The sequence below is a fragment of the Pseudomonas trivialis genome, assembly GCF_036864995.1.
Classification (GTDB): Bacteria; Pseudomonadota; Gammaproteobacteria; order Pseudomonadales; family Pseudomonadaceae; genus Aquipseudomonas; species Aquipseudomonas trivialis.
The window spans coordinates 4,202,055-4,223,785 of sequence record NZ_CP142151.1 but is presented as its reverse complement, the minus strand read 5'-3'; the positions used below and the strand labels follow the sequence as shown (position 1 = coordinate 4,223,785).

20 protein-coding genes are annotated in these 21,731 nt (G+C 60.3%); 7 read left to right on the top strand and 13 right to left on the bottom strand.

Annotated features, from left to right (window positions below):
- Positions 1 to 61: 61 nt before the first annotated feature.
- Both VRB54_RS18505 and VRB54_RS18500 read right to left on the bottom strand, forming a co-directional pair.
- On the bottom strand, positions 62 to 1,021 hold the full coding sequence (locus VRB54_RS18505; protein ID WP_057007144.1) for a hypothetical protein: 960 nt from the start codon (positions 1,019 to 1,021) through the stop codon (positions 62 to 64).
- Positions 1,022 to 1,094: 73 nt separating this feature from the next.
- The gene (locus VRB54_RS18500; RefSeq protein ID WP_003237751.1) at positions 1,095 to 1,232 is read right to left on the bottom strand and encodes a hypothetical protein; all 138 of its coding nucleotides are present in this window, start codon (positions 1,230 to 1,232) and stop codon (positions 1,095 to 1,097) included.
- 646 nt (positions 1,233 to 1,878) lie between these two features.
- Between VRB54_RS18500 and VRB54_RS18495 the strand changes: the two genes are divergently transcribed.
- Together VRB54_RS18495 and arfB are read left to right on the top strand one after the other, a co-directional pair.
- A complete protein-coding gene (locus VRB54_RS18495; RefSeq protein ID WP_338478314.1) occupies positions 1,879 to 3,285 on the top strand; it encodes an amino acid permease in 1,407 nt (468 codons plus the stop codon).
- Between the two features lie 35 nt (positions 3,286 to 3,320).
- Positions 3,321 to 3,734 (top strand): alternative ribosome rescue aminoacyl-tRNA hydrolase ArfB, encoded by a 414-nt coding sequence (gene arfB / locus VRB54_RS18490; protein WP_015372825.1) that lies wholly within the window; start codon positions 3,321 to 3,323, stop codon positions 3,732 to 3,734.
- Here the strand turns inward: arfB and VRB54_RS18485 are convergent.
- The 4 genes from VRB54_RS18485 to VRB54_RS18470 all read right to left on the bottom strand — a co-directional run bounded on the left by VRB54_RS18485 (position 3,731) and on the right by VRB54_RS18470 (position 5,827).
- Positions 3,731 to 4,927, bottom strand: coding sequence for an MFS transporter (locus tag VRB54_RS18485; protein ID WP_338478313.1), 1,197 nt, complete (start codon positions 4,925 to 4,927; stop codon positions 3,731 to 3,733). The two genes, arfB and VRB54_RS18485, sit on opposite strands and share 4 nt — an antisense overlap.
- A 94-nt stretch (positions 4,928 to 5,021) precedes the next feature.
- Positions 5,022 to 5,207, bottom strand: coding sequence for a hypothetical protein (locus tag VRB54_RS18480; RefSeq protein WP_338478312.1), 186 nt, complete (start codon positions 5,205 to 5,207; stop codon positions 5,022 to 5,024).
- Between the two features lie 71 nt (positions 5,208 to 5,278).
- On the bottom strand, positions 5,279 to 5,407 hold the full coding sequence (locus VRB54_RS18475) for a hypothetical protein (RefSeq protein ID WP_269457977.1): 129 nt from the start codon (positions 5,405 to 5,407) through the stop codon (positions 5,279 to 5,281).
- Between the two features lie 108 nt (positions 5,408 to 5,515).
- The gene (locus VRB54_RS18470; protein ID WP_209984171.1) at positions 5,516 to 5,827 is read right to left on the bottom strand and encodes a DUF962 domain-containing protein; all 312 of its coding nucleotides are present in this window, start codon (positions 5,825 to 5,827) and stop codon (positions 5,516 to 5,518) included.
- A gap of 160 nt (positions 5,828 to 5,987) precedes the next feature.
- Between VRB54_RS18470 and VRB54_RS18465 the strand changes: the two genes are divergently transcribed.
- The gene (locus VRB54_RS18465; RefSeq protein WP_338478311.1) at positions 5,988 to 7,046 is read left to right on the top strand and encodes an AraC family transcriptional regulator; all 1,059 of its coding nucleotides are present in this window, start codon (positions 5,988 to 5,990) and stop codon (positions 7,044 to 7,046) included.
- Here VRB54_RS18465 and VRB54_RS18460 read toward each other — a convergent pair.
- A complete protein-coding gene (locus VRB54_RS18460) occupies positions 7,003 to 8,457 on the bottom strand; it encodes a TrkH family potassium uptake protein (protein WP_338478310.1) in 1,455 nt (484 codons plus the stop codon). The two genes, VRB54_RS18465 and VRB54_RS18460, sit on opposite strands and share 44 nt — an antisense overlap.
- 148 nt (positions 8,458 to 8,605) lie before the next feature.
- On the opposite strand from VRB54_RS18460, the gene VRB54_RS18455 reads away from it, so the two are divergent.
- Positions 8,606 to 12,757 (top strand): dermonecrotic toxin domain-containing protein, encoded by a 4,152-nt coding sequence (locus VRB54_RS18455; protein WP_338478309.1) that lies wholly within the window; start codon positions 8,606 to 8,608, stop codon positions 12,755 to 12,757.
- 78 nt (positions 12,758 to 12,835) lie between these two features.
- Here VRB54_RS18455 and VRB54_RS18450 read toward each other — a convergent pair whose 3' ends face one another.
- From VRB54_RS18450 to VRB54_RS18425, 6 genes are all read right to left on the bottom strand, one after another.
- The gene (locus VRB54_RS18450) at positions 12,836 to 14,179 is read right to left on the bottom strand and encodes an imelysin family protein (RefSeq protein ID WP_338478308.1); all 1,344 of its coding nucleotides are present in this window, start codon (positions 14,177 to 14,179) and stop codon (positions 12,836 to 12,838) included.
- A gap of 127 nt (positions 14,180 to 14,306) precedes the next feature.
- Positions 14,307 to 16,358: a putative bifunctional diguanylate cyclase/phosphodiesterase gene (locus VRB54_RS18445; RefSeq protein WP_338478307.1), complete on the bottom strand. Its 2,052-nt coding sequence runs from the start codon at positions 16,356 to 16,358 to the stop codon at positions 14,307 to 14,309.
- 198 nt (positions 16,359 to 16,556) lie between these two features.
- Positions 16,557 to 16,736, bottom strand: a complete 180-nt coding sequence (locus VRB54_RS18440; protein WP_338478306.1) for a hypothetical protein — start codon at positions 16,734 to 16,736, stop codon at positions 16,557 to 16,559.
- A gap of 155 nt (positions 16,737 to 16,891) precedes the next feature.
- Positions 16,892 to 17,488, bottom strand: a complete 597-nt coding sequence (locus VRB54_RS18435; RefSeq protein WP_003237774.1) for a superoxide dismutase — start codon at positions 17,486 to 17,488, stop codon at positions 16,892 to 16,894.
- A 177-nt stretch (positions 17,489 to 17,665) separates the two neighbouring features.
- Entirely contained in the window at positions 17,666 to 18,268 is a 603-nt protein-coding gene (locus tag VRB54_RS18430) for a LysE/ArgO family amino acid transporter (RefSeq protein ID WP_338478305.1), read from the bottom strand.
- A 5-nt stretch (positions 18,269 to 18,273) separates the two neighbouring features.
- Positions 18,274 to 18,675, bottom strand: coding sequence for an ACT domain-containing protein (locus tag VRB54_RS18425; protein ID WP_338478304.1), 402 nt, complete (start codon positions 18,673 to 18,675; stop codon positions 18,274 to 18,276).
- A 97-nt stretch (positions 18,676 to 18,772) separates the two neighbouring features.
- Between VRB54_RS18425 and VRB54_RS18420 the strand changes: the two genes are divergently transcribed.
- From VRB54_RS18420 to VRB54_RS18410, 3 genes are all read left to right on the top strand, one after another.
- A complete protein-coding gene (locus VRB54_RS18420; RefSeq protein ID WP_338478302.1) occupies positions 18,773 to 19,669 on the top strand; it encodes a LysR family transcriptional regulator ArgP in 897 nt (298 codons plus the stop codon).
- 49 nt (positions 19,670 to 19,718) lie between these two features.
- Positions 19,719 to 20,717, top strand: a complete 999-nt coding sequence (locus VRB54_RS18415; protein WP_338478301.1) for an NAD-dependent epimerase/dehydratase family protein — start codon at positions 19,719 to 19,721, stop codon at positions 20,715 to 20,717.
- Positions 20,718 to 20,840: 123 nt separating this feature from the next.
- Complete coding sequence (locus tag VRB54_RS18410) at positions 20,841 to 21,674, top strand: ATPase (protein ID WP_338478300.1); 834 nt, start codon at positions 20,841 to 20,843, stop codon at positions 21,672 to 21,674.
- Positions 21,675 to 21,731: the final 57 nt, after the last annotated feature.

The following is a 21,731-nucleotide window of genomic DNA, read 5'->3' as shown; positions in this document are numbered from 1 at the left end:
AACCAACGCCTTCGCGGGCAAGCCCGCTCCCACATTTGATCTGCATCATCCTGAAGTTCTGCTAAAACGCAAACGTGCCATCAAACACCGGCTTGTCATCCAGCGCCAACACGCCGCTGGCAAAGATCAGGTCCAGGTGGTGGCTGCCTTTCTGCCCGCCGCCCAGTCCCAGGTGCAACCCGCAGTGGCGCTCCTCGAAGCCTGCATTGCGTGCATACAAATCCTTGACCCCTTCATTGGTACCAATCCCCAGCTCCTCAACGCGACGATTGGATGGGTTGGCGTTCAGATACTTGTTGAAATCATCCGCCAGCCCCGGCACCTCGCTGGCCACGCTGCAGATGGTCGAGTTCTCGATCCACAGCTCCAGCGGAGACTCCAGCACGCCGTACTTGCGCGCAAACGGGATGGTGCTCAGAAAGGTGCCGACAAAGCGCACCTGGCCATTGATGGCTTCACTGTGGGTGGCGATCTCGCCGGGGGCCAGGTCGTGGTTGCCGACCCCGTTGATATTGGTCCACTTCTTGATGCTGCTCATCGGCGCCTCAATGCGTGAACCGTGCTTGTCGGTGAAGCTCAGCACGTTGGCCTGGCTCATACGCCGAATCAGCGTGGCGTTGAGGTCGGCAATGCGCTGTGGCGCGACGCTGAAGGTGTCGTAGAAATAGTCGCCATAGTCCTTGAACAGCAGGGATTTCTTCCAGTGCTCAGCCATCACGCCCTGCAAGGCGCGGATAAAGTCCGGGCCTTCTGCACGCGGGTTGGGCAGGGTCGAGGAATCATAGAGAAATAGATACAGGTCGCAGGCCTCGATGGACTGGGCCAGGGCGTCGCTGGCGGCCAGGTCCAGTCGCTGCACCTGGAAGTTGAAGCGGGCGTTGCTGCCGTGGGTGATGGCCTGGGCGATGGCGTCATAGCGTTCGGTATGTCCCAGCAGCACGGTAGGGCGGCTCAGGCCTTCAAGGGCCGGGTGATGAGCGAGGTAGTAGAGAAAGTGTTCGACGGCGCGGGCCTTGTCCATGACGTGTGTCCTTGTGTGCCTTGGGTAAGGGGGCAGGTGCCGTGCACAGCACCTGCCGAATGCCTGCCGGGTGTTAGAACGGCCACATCGCGGTGCCGAACGGCACAACGGCGTCGGCTTGCATCATTTCCACGGCGGCCTCATGGGTCGGCGCTTCAAACCAATCGTCAAGTTGCAGTTCAGTTTCCAGGTCTTTTTCCAGTGCTTGCATGGTGTATCTCCTAGAGGACGTTGTTTGAGAACGCTTGCCAACGGGCTTCGCTGGCAAGTGGGATGAACCTAGGAGAGAGTGTTTCAAAATGCAAAATATTTATTGACACGGTTTCATTTGGATTTTTTCTTCGATTTTTTTCGAAAAAAAGTTTATGCAGAGAAAACAGGCAATTGGCTGAACCGATTCTTCAGAAATTTCCCACCGACAATTTTCCGTGAACCGCCAAAAAAACCTCGCCGTAACGCAGGCTTTCCGGTTTGTAACGATAGTTTTACGGTTGTAGTCGGGCCTTCAGCCGTGTGCCCGGACTGTAAGGATTGGCTGACAGATTGTTGCGCGCACCGTCCTGGGGCGTGCCGAAGCGGTCGAGCGGTGTACAATGCCCCGCGTTTTACTGTGACCGCCTCGCGTATACCACGCACAAGGCCAAGAACCGGGGTTTACCCACCCTGATCACTCCGCCCGGCCACGAGCCTGGCGGGTTCGATTTCGTCACAGATAAAAACAAACAGGTGACGCATGACCGTTAGACGACGCTGTACTCCTGGTGCCTGCGCTGGGGTTTGAGCGGCGCTGCTTGAGTCGGTAATTCAAGGCAGCAACCTGCATTCAACATCATCAAACCTTGCGTGAGAGCCTATTCATGAGTGAACCCCATTCCCCTTCAGGCGAGCTGAAACGCGGCCTGAAAAATCGCCATATCCAGTTGATTGCCCTCGGTGGCGCCATCGGTACCGGGCTGTTCCTGGGCTCGGCCGGCGTGCTCAAGTCCGCCGGCCCGTCGATGATCCTGGGTTATGCCATCTGCGGCTTCATCGCCTTCATGATCATGCGCCAACTGGGCGAAATGATCGTCGAAGAGCCGGTCGCCGGCTCCTTCAGCCACTTTGCCCACACGTACTGGGGCGGTTTTGCCGGTTTCCTGTCGGGCTGGAACTGCTGGATTCTGTACATTCTGGTGGGCATGTCGGAGCTGACGGCCGTTGGCAAGTACGTGCACTACTGGTGGCCGGAGATCCCGACCTGGGTCTCGGCGGCGGCGTTCTTCGTGCTGATCAACCTGATCAACCTGGCCAACGTCAAAGTCTTTGGAGAGGCCGAGTTCTGGTTCGCGATCATCAAGGTGGTGGCGATTGTCGGCATGATCGCCCTGGGCAGCTACCTGCTGGTCAGCGGCAGCGGCGGCCCGCAAGCCTCGGTGAGCAACCTGTGGGAGCACGGCGGTTTCTTCCCCCATGGTGTGGGCGGGTTGGTGATGGCCATGGCGATCATCATGTTCTCCTTTGGAGGCCTGGAAATGCTCGGCTTTACCGCCGCCGAAGCCGACCAGCCGCGCACCGTGATCCCCAAGGCCATCAACCAGGTGATTTACCGCATTCTGATTTTCTACATCGGCGCACTGGTGGTGCTGTTGTCGCTGACACCCTGGGACAGCCTGCTCGCAACCCTCAACGCGTCCGGTGACCCCTACAGCGGCAGCCCGTTTGTGCAAGTGTTCTCGATGCTCGGCAGCAACACGGCGGCGCACATCCTCAACTTCGTGGTGCTGACCGCCGCATTGTCGGTGTACAACAGCGGCACCTACTGCAACAGCCGCATGCTGCTGGGCATGGCCGAACAGGGCGACGCGCCCAGGGCCCTGGCAAAGATCGACAAGCGCGGCGTGCCGGTGCGCGCAATTCTCGCCTCGGCGGCGGTCACGCTGGTGGCGGTGCTGATGAATTACTTCATCCCGCAACACGCTCTGGAGTTGCTGATGTCGCTGGTGGTGGCCACGTTGGTGATCAACTGGGCGATGATCAGCTATTCCCACTTGAAATTCCGCCAGCATATGAACCGCACCGGCCAGGTGCCGCTGTTCAAGGCGCTGTGGTATCCGTATGGCAATTACATCTGCCTGGCGTTTGTGGTGTTTATCCTGGTGATCATGCTGATGATTCCGGGGATTCAGGTGTCGGTGTATGCGATTCCGGTGTGGGTGGCCTTCATGGGCCTGTGCTATGGCATCAAGAACAAGCGGGCGGCGGCGACCACAGCGCTGAAGTCGTGATCGTATAAACCCTTGAATCTGGAGTCGGGCTTGTCATGCTGGTGATTTCCAACACCGTCCACCTCCCCGACGCCGAGATTGAGCTGACTGCCATTCGCGCCCAGGGCGCGGGTGGGCAGAACGTCAACAAGGTGTCGAGTGCGGTGCACCTGCGCTTTGATATTCCAGGGTCGTCGTTGCCGGAGTTCTACAAAGAGCGCCTGCTGGCGCTGCGCGACAGTCGGATTACCAGTGACGGCGTGCTGGTGCTCAAGGCCCAGCAATACCGGACCCAGGAACAGAACCGTGCCGATGCGCTGGAGCGTCTCGTGGAGTTGATCCAGAGCGCCACCAAGGTCGAGAAGAAGCGCCGGCCCACCAAGCCCACGCTGGGTTCGAAAAAGCGTCGGCTCGAATCCAAGACCAAGCGCGGCAGCATCAAGGCCGGGCGCGGCAAGGTCGATTTCTAGGCGTTGCGCGCTTCGCGGGCCTTGGGTGCCTGGCGGTAAAGGTACAGGCACAGCAGCATGCCACCCAGGGCGGCAAGTGCGGCGAACAGGAAGATCGAGGCAAAACCGAACCCTGCTGCCACGGCTCCGGCCAATGGGCCGGTAATGCCCAGCGACAAGTCGATAAACAGCGAGTAGGCCCCCACCGCAGAGCCACGGCTGGAGGCTGGCACCAGGTTCACCGCTTCCACGCCCAGCGCCGGAAACACCAGGGAAAATCCGAAGCCGCTCAACGCCGCGCCGGCCAGTGCCAGGTGCGCGTCCGGCGCCAGCCATAACAGCAGCAGGCCGAGAATTTCCACCGACAGGCACGCGATCGCCACCCGAAAACCGCCGATGCGGTTAATCAGGTTGCCGAACAACAGCCGCGCGCCGATAAAGCTGGCACCGAACAGGCTCAGGGCCCACACCGCGTTATCCCAATGCTGGGTGGTGTAGTACAAAGTGATAAAGGTGGCGATGGTGCCAAAGCCGATAGAGCCCAACGCCAGCGCGCAGCCGTGGGGGAAAACCCGGCCCAGTACATTCATGAACGGCAGGCGCACACCGGCCACAATCGGCACCGCCTCCTTGCGCCAGCCCAGCGCTACGCCCAACACCCCCAGCAAAATGATGCTCACGCCCATGCTCCACAGCCCGAGCTGGCTGACCAACACCACACCCAACGGCGCGCCGACGGCCAATGCGCCATAGCTGGCGATGCCGTTCCACGAGATGACTTTGGCGGTATTGGCAGCCCCCACACGGCCGATGCCCCAGCCGATGGCGCCCGATCCGACCAGGCTCTCGGCGCTGCCCAGCACCAGCCGGCCGATAAACAGGCTGGCCAGGCTGAGCGCCGGAAAACTCGCAAGCCACGCCGCAAGCAGCATGAACACACCGCTCAGGCCACAACCGGCCATGCCGATCAGCACCGCGCGCTTGCAGCCCAGTGTGTCGATCATGCGCCCGGCATAAGGGCGGCTCAGCAGGGTGGCCAGGTATTGCACGCTGATCACCAGCCCGGCGATGACCGCGCCATAGCCCAGCTCGCTGTGGACATAGCCCGGCAGTACGGCCAGGGGAATGCCGATGTTCAGGTAGCCGATAAAGGTGAACATTACGATGGAAACAACTTGCAGCGTGACCGCCATGGGGCGCTGGGTATCTGGCATGGGAGAGGGTCCACTGTCGCAGCAGGTAAAGATAGGCTGCTAATGATACCGATGCTTCAGCCTGCGCAGGGGCTGCAAAAAGAAAAAATCGTGATCAGGGCTGGGTAGGGGCGAGCAGTTGCGTGGTGACCAGGGCGGCGAGGGCGTTTTCCTGGGTGCCGAAACGCTTGAGCAATAGCGCTTGCTTGTCTTCGCTGAGGCGGTTCCACACTTCGACCATCTGCAAGGCAGTGTCGAGTACGGCGGCGTCGGGGGCGGTAGTGGAGGATTGATCGGTCATGGCGGGTATCTCATGGTTCAGGCAGTGTGGAAAGCGCTCACATTGCGCTTTCCACACGGTCTGGTACGGCGTCAGTCCTGGCTTTCGCTGGCCACTGGTTGTGCTTGTTTGGCTTCAGGCTGCTTCTCGCTGGCCTGTTGCGGGGTTGGCTGCTCAGTTTCGTGCAGGCTTGGGAAGGGGAGATTAGGTATCTCGTGCATCGTCGTCGCTCCTTGCAAAGTCTGTTTTTTCAATCGCAGGTGATTCCGCGCTCTCAAAAAGCCTTGGCAGGATACAGCACTGTAAATGACAAACAGACTATTAAATCGCTAGAAGGGCACCTTGCCCAGAATCATGTCGCGGTACATCACAAAGTCACCCAACAAGCTGTAGAACGGATGCTGGAAGGTTGCCGGACGGTTCTTTTCAAAGAAAAAGTGACCAATCCAGGCAAAGCTGTAGCCGGCAATTGGCAAGGCGATCAACAGCGCCAATGAGCCTCTGCCGATGGCATACGCCAGAATCCCGATCACCAGCGTAGTGCCGATGAAGTGCAGGCGACGGCAGGTGCTGTTGCCATGTTCACTCAGGTAATACGGGTAAAATTCGGCAAAGCTGTTGAATTTCCTGACGTTTTCCAAAATTGGCGGCCCTTTGATTGTTGTGCCGCCCAACAGATGTTCGGCGGGGAGCTTAATTGAGTCTAGAGTGAACAGTGGTAACAGCCAGTGACAATAGATGCCACTTTAGTATCCTTGGCTTCCTGGCTGCCCTTTAAGCCAGCCTAATTAAGAAGACGCCATGAGCGAACGAACAACTTCTGCAAGCTGGGCGATGGGAATAGTCAAGGCATTGGAAATGGACGGCCTGGACTGCCGTACCCTGTTTAGGCAATTGGGTCTGGACTATGCCGCGCTGAGCGACCCCGACGCGCGTTTCCCGCAGGACTCGATGACGCGTCTGTGGCAGCGTGCGGTGGAGCTGTCGGGCAACCCGGCGATTGGCCTGAACATGGGCAAGGTGGTGCGCCCGGCGTCGTTTCATGTGGCCGGGTATGCGCTGATGTCCAGCAACACCCTGGCCGAAGGCTTCATGCGCCTGGTGCGTTACCAGCGCATCATTGCCGAAAGCGCCGACTTGAGTTTCAGACTCTTGCCCGAAGGCTATGCGCTGATTCTGACCGTGCATGGCGACCACCTCCCTCCCACCCGGCAAAGCGCCGAAGCATCACTGGCCAGTGCGTTGGCGCTGTGCGGCTGGTTGACCGGGCGCACCCTGCAACCGCGCAAGGTGCTGCTGCAGGGCGCTCAGCCGGCGGATCTTGCGCCCTACAGGCAAGCGTTCCATGCCCCCCTGGAATTCGAAGCGCCCTATGACGCGCTGATCTTTGAACGTGCCGACATGGACGCGCCGCTGCCCACGGCCAACGAGGCCATGGCGCTGTTGCACGACCGCTTTGCCGGTGAGTACCTGGCGCGGTTTTCCGAAAGTCGCGTGACCCACAAGGCACGCCAGGTGCTGTGCCGCCTGCTGCCCCAGGGCGAACCCAAGCGTGAAGTGGTGGCCCAGACCCTGCACCTGTCACAGCGCACCTTGCAGCGGCGTTTGCAGGAGGAGGGCACCAGTTTTCAGGCGCTGCTTGACGACACCCGCCGCGAACTGGCCGAGCAGTACCTGGCGCAGCCGAGCATGACCTTATTGGAAATCGCCTACCTGCTGGGCTTTGCTGACCCTAGCAACTTCTTCCGCGCGTTTCGCCGCTGGTTCGATGCCACCCCTGGCGAGTACCGGGCGCGGCTGCTGCAGACGTCGACGGTCAGTGACGCCAGAACGCCGGAATGCATAGAACAAAGACCGTAATGATTTCCAGCCGGCCCAGCAGCATCCCCAGCGACAGGATCCACTTGGCCGCATCCGGCAGGCTGGAAAAATTGCCGGCCGGCCCGATGGTTTCGCCAAGGCCCGGGCCTACTCCAGACACGGTACTGGCGGCGCCGGTCAGCGCGGTCATCCAGTCCAGGCCCAGCAATGACAAGGCCAGGGCAATGGCGCAGATGGTGATGGCGAAGAAAAACGAAAAGGTCAGGATCGACCGCACGATTTCTTCGTCGAGCCGGTGGCCGTTGTACTTCTGCTTGATCACCGCGCGCGGGTGAATCAACTGGTTCAAGTTGACCTTGAGCAGGATATAGGCGACCTGGAAGCGAAAAATCTTGATCCCACCGGCGGTCGAGCCCGAGCAGCCGCCGATAAAGCCCAGGTAGAAAAACAGCATCAGTGAGAAGTTGCCCCAAAGGCTGTAGTCCCCCAAGGCAAAGCCAGTGGTAGTCACCACCGAGGTGACGTTCAACGCCACATGGCGCAGCGCCTCCAGCCAATGCAGGTTGGTGGTCCACCAGTACCAGGTGCCCAGCACCAGCCAGGTCACCACCAGCAAACCGAGCAGGCCCTGTACCTGCTGATCCTTGATCAGTGCCCGGCGGTTACCGCGCAAGGTGGCCACATACAAGGTGAACGGCAAGCTGCCGAGGATCATCACTACCACCGCCACCCAGTGCACGGCCGGTTGTTTCCAGTGCGCAAGGGACTCGTCGGAGGTGGAAAAACCACCGGTGGAAATCGCCGACATCGCGTGGTTGATCGCGTCGAACAAACCCATCCCGGCCCACCAGAACGCCAGGCTGCCGAGGATGGTGATGCCGACGTAGGCCGCCACGATCAGGCGCGCCACCATGTGCGAGCGCGGCATGACCTTCTCCGAGCGGTCCGAGGACTCGGTCTGGAACAGGCGCATGCCACCAATGCGCAGCAGCGGCAGAATCGCCACCGCCATGCCGATAAAGCCGATACCGCCCAGCCAGTGCAGCAGCGAGCGCCACATCAGGATGCCCGGCGACATGCTGTCCAACCCGCTCAACACCGTGGAGCCGGTGGCGGTGATGCCGGACATGCTTTCAAAAAACGAGTCGGTGTAGCTGATGTGCTGGGTCAGCAGAAACGGCAGTGCAGCGAATATGCACACCACCACCCAACTGGTCACGGTTAGCAGATACATGTCCCGCGGGCGCAGGTGCACATGCTCGGGGCGGCCGGGAATCACCAGGGCCAGGCCGGCGATAAAGGTGATCAGGCTGGCCCACAGAAACGAGGGCAGGTCGCCGGTGCGGTCGAAGATCACCAGCGTGGCCATGGGCACGACCATGGCGATCGCGAGGGTGATCAGGAAGATGCCGATGATGAAACCGATGATGCGTAAGGTCGGCAACGCCATGAATTCTGCTCGGGTATCAGGGGAAGGCGCCATTCTACCCGGGGTACAGGGCATGTAAACCGGTGTGGCTTACCCACATATGTATAAAGCACGAGCAGCGGTTCGGTTCGTCAGCATGGCGGCTTCCACGTTTTTCGAAGAGACCGTCATGTCGTATGAATCGTTAACTGCCTCGCCGTTGATGCAGCGTTTGAGTGCCAAAGACAGTGCCTCACAAATATCCCTGGCACTGACCTTGTCCAGCCTCGGTAGCCGCGCCGTGGAGCTGCTGGTGCCCCAACCCGGGTTTGAGGATTTTGTGCAGCACCGCTTTGATCAGCACTTCAGCACGCTGACACCCAGGCTGGAGGTACGCAAGGGGTACGTCCAGTCCCGCGAAGTACTGCCGACCACACCTCTACTCAGCCAGGCCCCGGACACTGCGCCCTTGCTTGCGACGGTCCTGGACGCCGTGATTGAGCGCATTGTGACGGGCAAGACGTCGACCTGCGCCCGTCACAACACGTTGTTCCTGCGAGCCACCGCTGAAAACACCGACCCACAGCCTGTGCCGGAATTGACCGCCCAGGCATTCGATGAGTTTGTCGATAGCCTGGCCACGGGGCTGGTGCCACGCTACAAGGCCTTCATGCAAGCTTATTGGGACCACACCGCCGAAGGAGCGGTCGATGCAGGTTCCCGTAGAGAGAGGCTGGTCGGCATCCTGATCGAACAACTACGAACCGAAATGCTGTTGCTCAGGAGCGATAACTTGATCTCGATCGCGGGCGAGATATTGCTCAATAAGGTGATGCGTTATCCCGGCGCATTGGAGCGTCAGACGATTGAAGGGTATAGACCTTGTGTCTATCGCCTTGCCATGAACGGCGCGGAGTCTGACCCATTGCTGTACGGCGCGTTTGTTTTGACCGGCCGCGATCCGCAGGACGGCGAAGTTGTCAGCGAGACGGACACACCCGTCGTACCACAGGTACGCCCTGTCAATGCGGGGATGAATCTGGGGATCGTGCTGCTGTTTATTCCGGGCAGCGGTCTTGAAGAATTTGATTCGCTGGCCAGTCTTGACCGGGAGCTTCACCGGCGTTTGAACCATCCCGAGGCGTTCACCAGCCTGTTGGCGTTGATGGCGCAAAAAGACCAGCCCCATGGGTTGGACCTGCACCGTGCGGGCAAGTCGAGCGAGCAAATAAAATATCTTGAATGGCTGGACTCTCCGTTCAGCCAGTCTGTTGAAGCTCAATATCTCAGGCATCAAGAGGACTTCATTTCCACGCTGGCCCGCTACAGGGCACTTACTGCGCAGGTAGACCGTGGCTGGTTGCCGCAAAACCTGGATCAAGTAACCGACCTGACCTCGGCCTTCGATAGCAGTGGGGTGCTTTACGCGCGCTTTAAAAAGCGTGGCCAGGCCCGACTCAAGATCTTTCTCGAGCAAGCGAGTAATGCCGACAAGCTGGCCTGGCAAGCAGCGATGCGAGACTACTGTGATGAGCTGTTGAATCCGACTGAGGAGGAGGGGTTGCCGTCCTTTGCCCAGTTCAGTGATAAAACCGTTTTGCTGGCCTACAGCAAGGCACAACTGAGTGCACTGCTTGAAGCGCAATTTGGCCTGCAAGCCGATCCGGACGATATTGTCATTCACACCAAAGAGCCTAACGTTGAGCAGGTGCCTTACGTGCCAGGTGCTCATGGCTCAATCATCAGGGACCCGGGGACGCCGACCTGGCGACATCGTCAACGCAGCTTGACCGAGTTGGGCCTTGAGAATGTGGGCGGGCTGGACGTCAACTTCACCAACTTCTCTCGGCTGACGGACAAAAAGGGCGTGGCATACACAGCCTTGACCGTCGAGCAGGTGAAGACGTTGGTGCGCAGCGCGAATGTCGGTAACAGTTACGACACCTTGCTGAGGGACCGGTTGATTACCTCACCCGAGGCGCTCGCCCGGAAAACCCATTACGCCCGATGCCTGGCCCGACAAATGCGGCTGGATGCCATTGAGGCGAAAATCGCCGGTGACTTTCTTCCGGACCAGGCGCAGCGCGGTTTCAATTGGGTACGAGTGGTGCTTGATCAGCCCGAGGACAACGACCGACGCGAGACGGTAGAAGGCCACCGCATTGTGGTGAAAAGTTTGATGCTAAGAGGAGAGCGGGTGCGCGGCGTGTTGCTGATTTGTTCCGCGTCGTCCACCAGTGCTTTGTCGAACGTGATTTACGCGCCACAGGCACCTGGAGGGCGTGTGTTTTATGAGTTTTCCGGTGATCAGCTGTTCCGTACGTTTATCTACGACAGCTCCTGGCGTGATTACCTGGTGGGCAGAGTGCGGCGCACTGAGCAGAGACGAATCCGCACCTTGCTGCGCGCAACTATCTCGCAAGCTGCAGTGCACTTTCCGAGGATCGACAAAAACATTTTCGATGAGGCATACGAAATAGCAGCCAGCACGGTAATCAACGATGCTGACGCCCAATCGACAACCACTGGCGAAACAGACCTTGAAACGGTTACAACGGCGGTCACTGCGGCGCTGGATGTCCTTACCCTGGTGCTGCCCGTATACATCACGTTTCCCCTGGGCCTGGCCAGAAGTCTGATCTCTGTGTTGTCCGCGATAGAGGCCGCTGCCGTGGGGGACCGTGAGGAAACGGCCAACCACATTGTCCGGGCGTTGGGTGAGTTCGTCGGGGCGTTGGTCGACGGTGCCCTGGGTTTCTCCAAGCCCTCTCTGCGTGTGCCGCATGTGCCGCGCGGGTTGAATCCGCAGATGGCCCTGAAGATAACACCCGACAATCTCAGCCCGGTGCAAGGCTGGTCAGACAAGGGCATTTTCTACCGACCTTCGACCGCGCAAAGTCCTCGGCAGTACTTTCTCAAGGAGCGGGGGCGCTGGTTCTCGCTGGTAGATGAAGGTGGCGAACAGGCCTGGCGGATCAAGGACGCGCGCAAACCTCATCGGTATCACCATGACCCTATTCGTCTGGACAAGAATGGCCGATGGGAAGTCGGGTCGCATCCCGGCACGGGCTTGCGGGGCGGCTTGTCGCCCAGAGAAGGGTTACAGCAGCTTTATCCTTATCTGAGCGAGCATCAGGTCCGTCGGGTGTTTGAGTCGTTCGCTTTTCCCAGTGGGCATGAAACTGAATTTCAATTGAGCCTGGTTCACTATCTCCGGTCGAACGCATCTCTGGATGGTTTTCATCAGTATTTGCTGGTATCCCCTGAACAATTGATGGCTCGCCTTCGCGGGGCTGAATTACTCACCGACCTACTGGGGGCTTCTATCGAGCCGACACCCGGGCCCAGCCAGGGAAGCTCCAGCAGATCACCGGTGGCGCGATTCCTTGACTGGGGGCAAACCATCGATCCCGTCGAGATCCAGCTCCGGGATAGCACATTGAGTGGCTATCGACGTATTGGAGGGGACCCGGCGTTGCGCGGCACCGATTACATCAGAATAGATGAGCAATATTTTCCCGTCTTGCCGGCCGGCGGTGCAACGTTTCCGGAGATCACTTTCATGCATAAGCCCAATCAACGGTTGCGCACGTTTGAAGCGTTTGAAGAAATGCTCAGGGTTGACCGGTTTGATCAGCCGCGAAAAGTGATTTTCGCCTCCCGTGATGGGCGTTGGGTCAATAACACCACGCTGCCGTTCCCAAAGACACTTTCCGCCTCGGTAGCCGAGTCTTTCCCGATGTTGACGGCAGCCAGTCAAGTGGATGTCGCGCGGACTTTGTTTTACGCGACCAACCCGGATCGACTTACAACGTATGGAATGATCGCCATGCAGCATACCTTGCTCGGCTGGCGTTCATCCTCGTCGGTGGCACCGTTGTGGTACTTTGGAGAGCCGTTTTCGCTACTGCGCAGAACCCGGCCCGCGCACGGGGTCTGGTGGATGGATAGGCCGCCAGCGCGGAACACGCAGTTGATGTTCAGAAATGATCGAGTGCCGACTCTTTTAAACAGGGCTGCCGTTGATGACGGAGCGCTCAAGAGACTGATGACACGAGTGCTAACCGATGATGGCTATGAAATCGTCAGTGCCTATAACGTACCCGGCGAATTGCTGTTCAAGCGTCCGGCACGGGAGAGGCTTTACTGGTTGCAGATAAGAAGGGGGGCGATGCACAGCACTCGTACAATACGTACGCAGCCTCAGGACACGTTGATGAATACCCACACACGTACGCAGGTCGCCGACGCGCAGGCGAGCAACAGGTTTGTCTCGTTGCTGGGAGGCGTCGCTTCGCCACCCTTCGGCGGACCGCCTGACATCTTCATCATAAGGATTTGATCGTCGACCCCACACGCAAAAAAATGCCCCGAACCAGTCGGGGCATTTTCATTGAGGCAGGACGGTTACCCGTGCGGGTCAGAACTCGTGATCGGCATTGTCCGGGTTCAGGTCGCTGATGCCCAGCTTGCCTGCTGCGGCTTCGATCGAACCGGTCTGCTTGACCAGCGCGGCGATCGCATCACGCACGATCTGGTTGCCTGCATCGTTACCGGCGGCGATCAGTTGGTCGTAGTGCTCACCCTTGTTGGCGTGGTCGACCATGACCTGGATCTTCGCTTCGGTAGCGGCGAGGTCTGCCTTGAGTGCCGCGTCGGCAGCCGGATCGGCCTTGGCCACCAGCGACGACAGGCTGGCGCCGGTCATCTGGGTGCCGTCGACGCGGGTGTACTCGCCCAGGTAGACGTTACGGATGCCCTTGGCGTCGTAGAAATGCGAGTTGTGGGTGTTGTCGCTGAAGCAGTCCTGTTCATCTTCCGGCGAGTTGGCTTCCAGGGACACCTTCATGCGTTCACCGGCCAGCTCGCCCAAGGACAGGCTGCCCATGCCGAACAGCATCTTGCGCAGGCCGTCGGTGGCAGGTTCTGACTCCAGGGTGGCGCGGTAGTTGTCTTCGACGTTGGGCTTCCAGTTGCCGACCATTTCCTCGAGGTCGCTGACCAGCAGCTGGGTCACCGAACGCAGGTAGGTGCGACGGCGCTCGTTGTGGCCGCCGGTGGCACCGTCGCCGGTCAGGTAGTCCGACGCCGGGCGGTTGCCAGCGCCTGGGCCGGTGCCGTTGAGGTCCTGGCCCCACAGCAGGAATTCGATGGCGTGGTAGCCGGTGGCGACGTTGGCCTCCGAACCGCCCAGCTCATTGAGGCTGGCGAGCTTTTCCGGGGTGATGTCTTTGACGTCGACCTTGTCTTCGCCCACCTGGATCTCGTTGTTGGCGATGATGTTGGCGGTGGCGCCCGGGTTGCCCAGGGCGTGCTCGTAGGATTTGTCGGTGTAGTCGATCAGGCCTTCGTCCAGGGGCCAGGCGTTCACCTGGCCTTCCCAGTCGTCGATGATGGTGTTGCCGAAGCGGAACACTTCACTCTGCAGGTACGGCACGCGCGCGGCGATCCAGGCGGTGCGTGCGGCTTTCAGGGTTTGCTCGTTCGGGTTGGCAAGGAAAGTGTCGACGGCGGTCTGCAGGGTTTTTGCGGTGGACTCGGCATCGCTGTACACCGCGAACACCATGTCAGCGTAATGCGCGACCACAGCCTTGGCGGCCGCTTCGTCGACGTTGCCTGCCGCTGTGGCAGCCGCTGGAGCGGTGGTGCTGGCAGCCGGGGTCGGCGCCTGAGGTGCTGCAGCCTTGTCTTTACCTTCGCCGCAACCGGCAAGAGAAATGGCAATGGCCAGCAGACTGGCGGTGGCCAGGGGCATACGAATCATGGCGAACATCCTGCTTCGAGTGTTGATAGGGCGCGCGGGGGCGCGCAAAAACTGCGACATAATGCGAAAGATTTGCATTTTGTGTAAAGGGTTATACGCGGGAAATATCAAGTATCGCCGGCGCGGTTTAAAGAATCGTGGCCTGATCGCACTCCGATTGCTTGAGGTACGCCGCCAACTCCCGCGCCGGCAGCGGCTTGCTGTAGTGATAACCCTGACCCTCGTGGCAACCCTCGGAGATGATGTAGGCCTCCTGCTCGGCGGTCTCCACTCCTTCGGCGATCACCTGCATGCCCAAGCTTTTGCCCAGTTGGATAATGGCGCGCACGATGGTGGCGTCGTCATCGTCGTCCAGCAGGTCCTGCACGAAACTCTTGTCGATCTTGATCTTGTCCAGCGGCAGGCTCTTGAGGTAACTCAAGGATGAATAGCCGGTGCCGAAGTCATCGATGGCGATCAGTGCGCCGGAGCGGCGCAGGCTCAGCAGGTGCTGGGCGGCGGTGCTGATGTCTTCCATCAGGCCGGTTTCGGTCACTTCCAGCTCAAGGCTGCCCGTCGGCAGACGGTAGATCTGCATCAGGTTGTTGACCACGCGCGGCAACTCGCTGTGGTGCAACTGTACGGTGGACAGATTGACCGCCATGCGCAGCGCGGTGAAGCCCGCGTCATGCCATTCGCGCAGTTGCCGACAGGCCTGGTCCAGCACCCACTCGCCAATGGCAATAATAGTGCCGTTCTGTTCCGCCAGCGGGATAAACAGGTCCGGCGGCACCATGCCATGTTCCGGGTGCTGCCAGCGGATCAGCGCTTCAACGCCGACCACGCGGTGGTCGCGGTAACTGATCTGCGGCTGGTACACCAGGTAAAACTGCTCGCGGCCCAGGGCCTCGCGCAGGTCCTTTTCCAGCTCGCGGCGGCGGCGAATTTCGCTGTCGACGCTGGCGATATAGAACTGGTAGCGGTTGCGCGAGCGACTCTTGGCCAGGGTCATGGTCTGTTCGGCTTTCTGCAGCAGCTTCTCGGTGCTGTCACCGTCTTCCGGGAACAGGGTGATGCCAATGGTGGCACGCAGGCGGATGTGTTCGTGCTCGAGGGCGAATTCCGCTTCCAGGTCGTCAAGGATGCTTTGCGCCAGTTCGGCGGCTTCGTAGGGCTGTTCGATATCGGCCTGCACCAGCGCAAACTGGTCGCCGCCCAGGCGCGCCAGGGTGCCGAGCCGGCCGCTGTGGGCCCGCAGCCGGTCGGCCAGGGCCAGCAGCAAGCGGTCGCCGGTCTGGTAGGTGAACTGCTCGTTGACACTTTTGAAGTCGTCCAGCCCCACGCACAGCACGGCCACGCAGCGCTGCCGGCGGCCGGCATCGATCAGGATCTTGTCCAGTTGCTCCTGCAACTTCTGCCGGTTGGGCAGGCCGGTGAGAAAGTCATACTGGGCCATGCGCAGCAGGCTGGACTCGGCTTCGTGGCGCAGGTGGGTGTTGCGCTCGATGGATTCGAGCAACTGGTTGGCGGTGGTGATCCACAGCCCCAATTCGTTGCGTTCATGGCCCTTGAGTTGGGGGATCTTGTGCTCGCTGGGCCGGTCGGGGTTGATCGAGGTCAGGTGCTCGATGATCCGTGACAGCGGGCGGGTCAGCATCCAGTGATACACCAGGTACAGCACCAACCCCATGGCCAGCGCACGCAGCACGCCGGAAATAAAAATGATCACCGAGCTGACCAGAAAACCTTCGCCATAGGTGGCGGTGTCGAGGGTGATGCTCAGGTCACCGTAATACTCGCTGTATGGGCCTTTGCCGACCAGTGACGTGGTGAACGTACGTTCCTGTCCCAGAATCAGGTCGGTCAACCAGCGGCTGGCGGATTGCTCCAGGGGGCGGTTCTTTTCCGCGAGCATGGTTTCGTTAGGGTGGCCGATGGAGGCCGTGCGCACCGCTTCGTCCTGAAACAGCCCTTCGATCACCTGCATGCCCATCTCGCGGTCCAGGCTGTAGACGGCCTGGGTGGAGGGGTCGCGAAACATGTCGAGGATGCGCTGGGCATCGCCGGCCACGGCCTGGCGCGTCTTGTAGGCATCGAAAACGATCTGCGCCACGCTCAGCGCCACGCCCACGATCAACGCCGACAGCAGCACAACCCGTAGCAACTTCACCGACAAGCTGTTTTTGAGTTCCAGCTTCAAAGGGGCATTCCTTGTCTCATGCGGGTGGCCTTCAATATGCCATGAGTATTGGCAATCCACGCATGGCAGTCAAAGGAACATTCGGACCGGGCAACCGCAAGAGGCTGAAGGAGGGGAGGCAGGGAAGAGGGCGGATGACATCCGCCGCTCTCTGATACGGCGCTTGGACGTGAGACCCGCGCGCGCAGGTCAGCCTTATTACGAGTTGTACGTAATCTGCATGGAGTTGGCTTTGTGTGTGTCTTCGCCGATTTTGCCCTGCCCCTGATCTCGACCTTGCTGTTGCTGATCCATCATCTTGCTCATCATGTCCATGCCTTTTTCCAGCATCGGCATGATTGCTGACATAGCCGACATACCCATCGATATAGGATCCATTGCGAACTCTCCTGCATGAAATGAGAGAGTTATTTCTCTCACTGCCTGCGTGGCAAATTGTTACCGCCTGGTTCCATGCATCCCGCACTCTGCTCAGTATTATCGCCCACAAAAAAGCCCGGCAATTGCCGGGCTCTTTATCCTGCAAGCGTTACTCAGGCAGTGAAGGTCTTGCCTTCGAACTGCTCGGCCACGAACTTCCAGTTGACCAGGTTCCAGAACGCTTCCACATACTTTGGACGCACGTTGCGGTAGTCGATGTAGTAGGCGTGTTCCCACACGTCGCAGGTCAGCAGCGGGGTGTCGCCGCTGGTCAGCGGGTTGCCGGCACCGATGGTGCTGGCCAGGGCCAGGGAACCGTCAGCCTTTTTCACCAGCCAGCCCCAACCGGAACCGAAGGTGCCGACGGACGTCTTGGTGAACTCTTCCTTGAACTTGTCGAAGGAACCGAAGGCTGCGTTGATGGCTTCAGCCAGTGCGCCGGTCGGTTGGCCGCCTGCGTTTGGCGCCAGGCAGTTCCAGTAGAACGTGTGATTCCAGACCTGAGCGGCGTTGTTGAAGATGCCGCCCGAAGAAGAGGTAACGATCTCTTCCAGGGTCTTGCCTTCGAACTCGGTGCCAGGCACCAGGTTGTTCAGGTTCACGACATAGGTGTTGTGGTGCTTGTCGTGGTGATACTCCAGGGTTTCCTTGGAGATATGCGGCTGCAGGGCATCGTGTGCGTAGGGCAGCGGCGGCAATTCGAAAGCCATGATGATTCTCCTAATCAGGTCAGTTGCGGTGAGCGCAAGGCCGATCACGGGCGGCCAAACAAGCGCCGGGGAGTTTGTACTCTTTGCGGCGCAGGGGCAGGATCATAGCACCGGGGGTGCGGCAAAACCACGCAACAACTGTGTGGGATAGAGGTTCCAGAGCCTTTCGAAATAACTTCAGGGCGTGCTTATTAATTGGTAGGCCACGCTGAACATCATCACCGCCACCAAGAGGTCCAGCAGCCGCCAGGTTGCCGGGCGCGCAAGCCACGGCGCCAGCCACGCAGCGCCGAGCGCCAGTGTGGCGAACCACAGGAATGAAGCGCTCGCGGCCCCGGCCACGAACGCTGCGGGTGCCGCCTGTTGCGCGCCCAGTGAGCCGATCAGCAGCACCGTATCGAGGTAGACGTGGGGGTTGAGCAACGTCACCGCCAACGCGCTGAGCATCACCGCGCGCAGTGAGCGCGCCTTGAAGCCTTCGTCCTGGTCCAGGCTCTGTTTCGAAAACGCGCGACGCAAGGCGAGGGTGCCGTACCACAACAGGAACGCCGCGCCGCCCCAGCGTGCAATCGCCAGCAGCAGCGGGTTCTGCGCCAGCACCGTGGCCAGGCCGAACACCCCGGCCGCGACCAGGATCGCGTCGCACACGATGCACAGCGCCGCTACCGGCAGGTGATGTTCACGGCGCAGGCTTTGCGCCAGTACGAAAGCGTTCTGCGTGCCGATGGCCATGGTCAGGCCGAGGGCGATCAACAGCCCGTTCACATAGCTTTGCCACATAGGGTTTACTCCGCGTCCGCCGCCAACTGCCGCAGCACCTGCAAGGCGCGCTGCGCATCGGCGCGGCCGACGAACAGGTGGTCGTGGTAATAACCGGCGATCACATTGCAACTGATCCCGGCCTGGCCCAGGGCGCTGGCGAAAGCGGCGGTCAACCCCACCGCTTCGAGTGCCGAGTGCACGTTCAGGGTGATCCACGCGGCCACATAGTCGAAGGCCAGCCCGGCCTGTTCGGCTTGCTGGCGCTCCACGATCAGGGTCAAGCCTTCCTGTTCGCGAAAGCTGCCGATCACCTCGCAACCGGCAGGGACGTGGTTATCGGGCAGGGTGCAAAACACGTAGTCGCCGTCATTCAGATGAGGGCTCATGCTGCGCAGCAGGGTCGCCAGGGCGGTTTCGCCAGCCATGTGAAGGTCCTTGTTAAAGAGAGGCAATGCTGGCTATTTTCATTGGAGGAGTTGTATAAGAAAAACCAATATTGCTGATCGCTCATTAGAGAAACTGATGTTCGACTATAAATTGCTGTCCGCCCTCGCGGCTGTGGTGGAACAGGCCGGCTTCGAGCGTGCCGCTCAGGTGCTGGGGCTGTCGCAGTCGGCCATTTCCCAGCGCATCAAGCTGCTCGAAGCGCGTATCGGCCAGCCAGTGCTCGTGCGGGCCACGCCGCCTACGCCCACCGAGATTGGTCGACGGTTGCTCAACCATGTGCAACAGGTGCGGCTGCTGGAGCGCGACCTGCAGGGCCAGGTGCCCGCCCTGGACGAGGAGGGCATGCCCGAACGCCTGCGTATCGCCCTGAATGCCGACAGCCTGGCCACTTGGTGGGCCGAGGCTGTCAGCGACTTTTGCGCCGAGCAGCATCTGTTGCTCGACCTGGTGGTGGAAGACCAGACCGTCGGTCTCAAGCGCATGCGCGCCGGTGAAGTGGCGGCCTGTATCTGCGCGAGTGAACGCCCGGTGGCCGGTGCACGCAGCCTTTTGCTCGGTGCCATGCGCTACCGCGCGCTGGCCAGCCCTGTCTTTATCGCTCGGCACTTTCCCGCCGGGGTAAAGGCCGAGCAACTGGCGCGCACACCGGCGCTGGTGTTTGGTCCGGATGATTTTCTGCAACATCGTTACCTGGCATCTCTCGGCGTGGATGGCGGTTTCGAGCACCATTTATGCCCGTCGTCTGAAGGGTTTATCCGTCTCACCGAAGCCGACCTGGGCTGGGGCCTGGTGCCGGAACTGCAGGTGCGCGACCAGTTGCAGCGTGGCCTGTTGGTCGAGTTGTTGCCCGATAAGCCCATTGATGTGCCGTTGTACTGGCATCATTGGCGCAGTGGCGGGCAACTGTTGGGCTTGTTGACCGATCATCTGGCCCGGTCATGCGGGCAATGGCTGGTGTCGTTGGAGGGATGACGGGCGTCAAGGTAGCAGCGATGAAAAACGAAAGAACACGGAGTAATACATGAAGATTCTGGTCACCGGCGCAAGCGGCTTCATCGGCGGGCGCTTTGCGCGCTTCGCCCTGGAGCAGGGCCTGGACGTGCGGGTCAACGGGCGGCGCGCCGAAAGCGTGGAGCACCTCGTACGGCGCGGCGCCGAGTTTATCCAGGGTGATCTGAGTGATGCCGAACTGGTGCGCCATCTGTGCCGTGACGTCGAAGCCGTGGTGCATTGCGCCGGCGCCGTCGGGTTGTGGGGCAAGTACCAGGACTTTCATCAAGGCAATGTGCTGGTGACCGAAAATGTCGTCGAAGCCTGCCTCAAGCAGCGGGTCGGGCGCCTGGTGCACCTGTCTTCGCCCTCGATCTACTTTGACGGGCGCGATCACCTGGGTCTGACCGAAGAGCAGGTGCCCAAGCGCTTCAAGCATCCGTACGCCGCTACCAAGTATCTGGCCGAGCAGAAAGTCTTCGGCGCCCAGGAATTCGGCCTCCAGGTGCTGGCCCTGCGTCCGCGATTCGTCACTGGCGCGGGCGACATGAGCATCTTCCCGCGCCTGCTGAAGATGCAGCGCAAGAACCGCCTGGCGATCGTCGGCGATGGCCTGAACAAGGTCGACTTCACCAGTATCCACAACCTCAATGAAGCCTTGCTCAGCAGTTTGCTTGCCACCGGTTCCGCGCTGGGCAAGGCCTACAACATCAGCAACGGCACACCTGTGCCGGTATGGGATGTGGTCAACTACGTGATGCGCCAGATGGAAATGCCCCAGGTGACCCGTTATCGGTCCTACGGCCTGTCCTATAGCGTGGCGGCGCTCAACGAAGCCTTCTGCGCAATGTGGCCCGGGCGCCCGGAGCCTGCGTTGTCGCGCCTGGGCATGCAGGTAATGAACAAAGATTTCACATTGGACATCAGTCGGGCGAGGCATTATCTCGACTATGAGCCCAAGGTCAGTCTGTGGACCGCCCTCGACGAGTTCTGCAGTTGGTGGAAGGCCCAGGATCCGGGGCTCAAATAAGCTCACAACCAGCAACACATCGGGAACCGAATTGACGGTTCCGGGTCGATCAGTGCGGCGGGCGCGCGGTTTATACTCGCGTCGCTCGGCTTGCCAGCCATCTCACCGATTCAGGGTTGATTCATGCGTAACGATGCCAACGACGATTTCGACAATGTTCCCAGCCTGCGGGCCGATACCGGGGACGATGATGATTTCGTGCCGACGCCCGCCACGTCCGTACGCTCGCGGCCCGCGCCCGTGGTCAAGGTCAGGAGCGCCAGCACCGGGCCGTTGTGGGCGCTGGTCGGCGCGCTGCTGATCGCGTTTGCCGGCCTTGCCTGGTGGAGTTTCCAGCAGATCTCCCTGATGGGCCAGCAACTGGTTGCCACCCAGGAAAGTTTCGCGCGCATCAGTGAGGAAGCGGCGGGGCGCCTGCAGGATATTTCCGGCAAGGTAGTGGCCAGTGAAGCCAACGTCAACACCGGCAGCGAAGCGCTCAAACAGCAGATCAAACAGCTGGAAACCCAACTGCTGGAGCAGGGCAAGCAACAGGTCGGCGTGGCTGGCCAGGCTACCGAGCTGGACAAGCGCCTGGCGCAGATGACTGCCAGCACCACTGAACTGTCCAGCGCCAATGCCGCATTGCAGGGCCAGGTGCAGGCGCTGACGGATGCCGTGGCGACCCTCAAGGCGGCGCAGGGGGATGCCGGCAAACGCGATGCTGAGCTCAAGGAGCTGGCGGCCGATGTGGCCGCGTTGAAAAAGCAGGGCAACCCGACGGCCGCCATTGCCCGCCTTGAGCAGGACATGGTTGTGCTCAAAAGCGCGCAGGAAAACCAGCCCGCCAACGTCGATGCGCCCACCAATAAAGAGTTCGACGTATTCCGTATCCAGACCACGCGCAATATCACCACCCTGCAGAGTCAGGTGCAGACCCTGAGCCAGCAGCTCAACGCGCCGCGAGGCGGTCAGTGACCTGAACCGGATCAACTGTGTGAGGCTTCGCCAGGCGCTATCGCCCTGCGAGGAAAA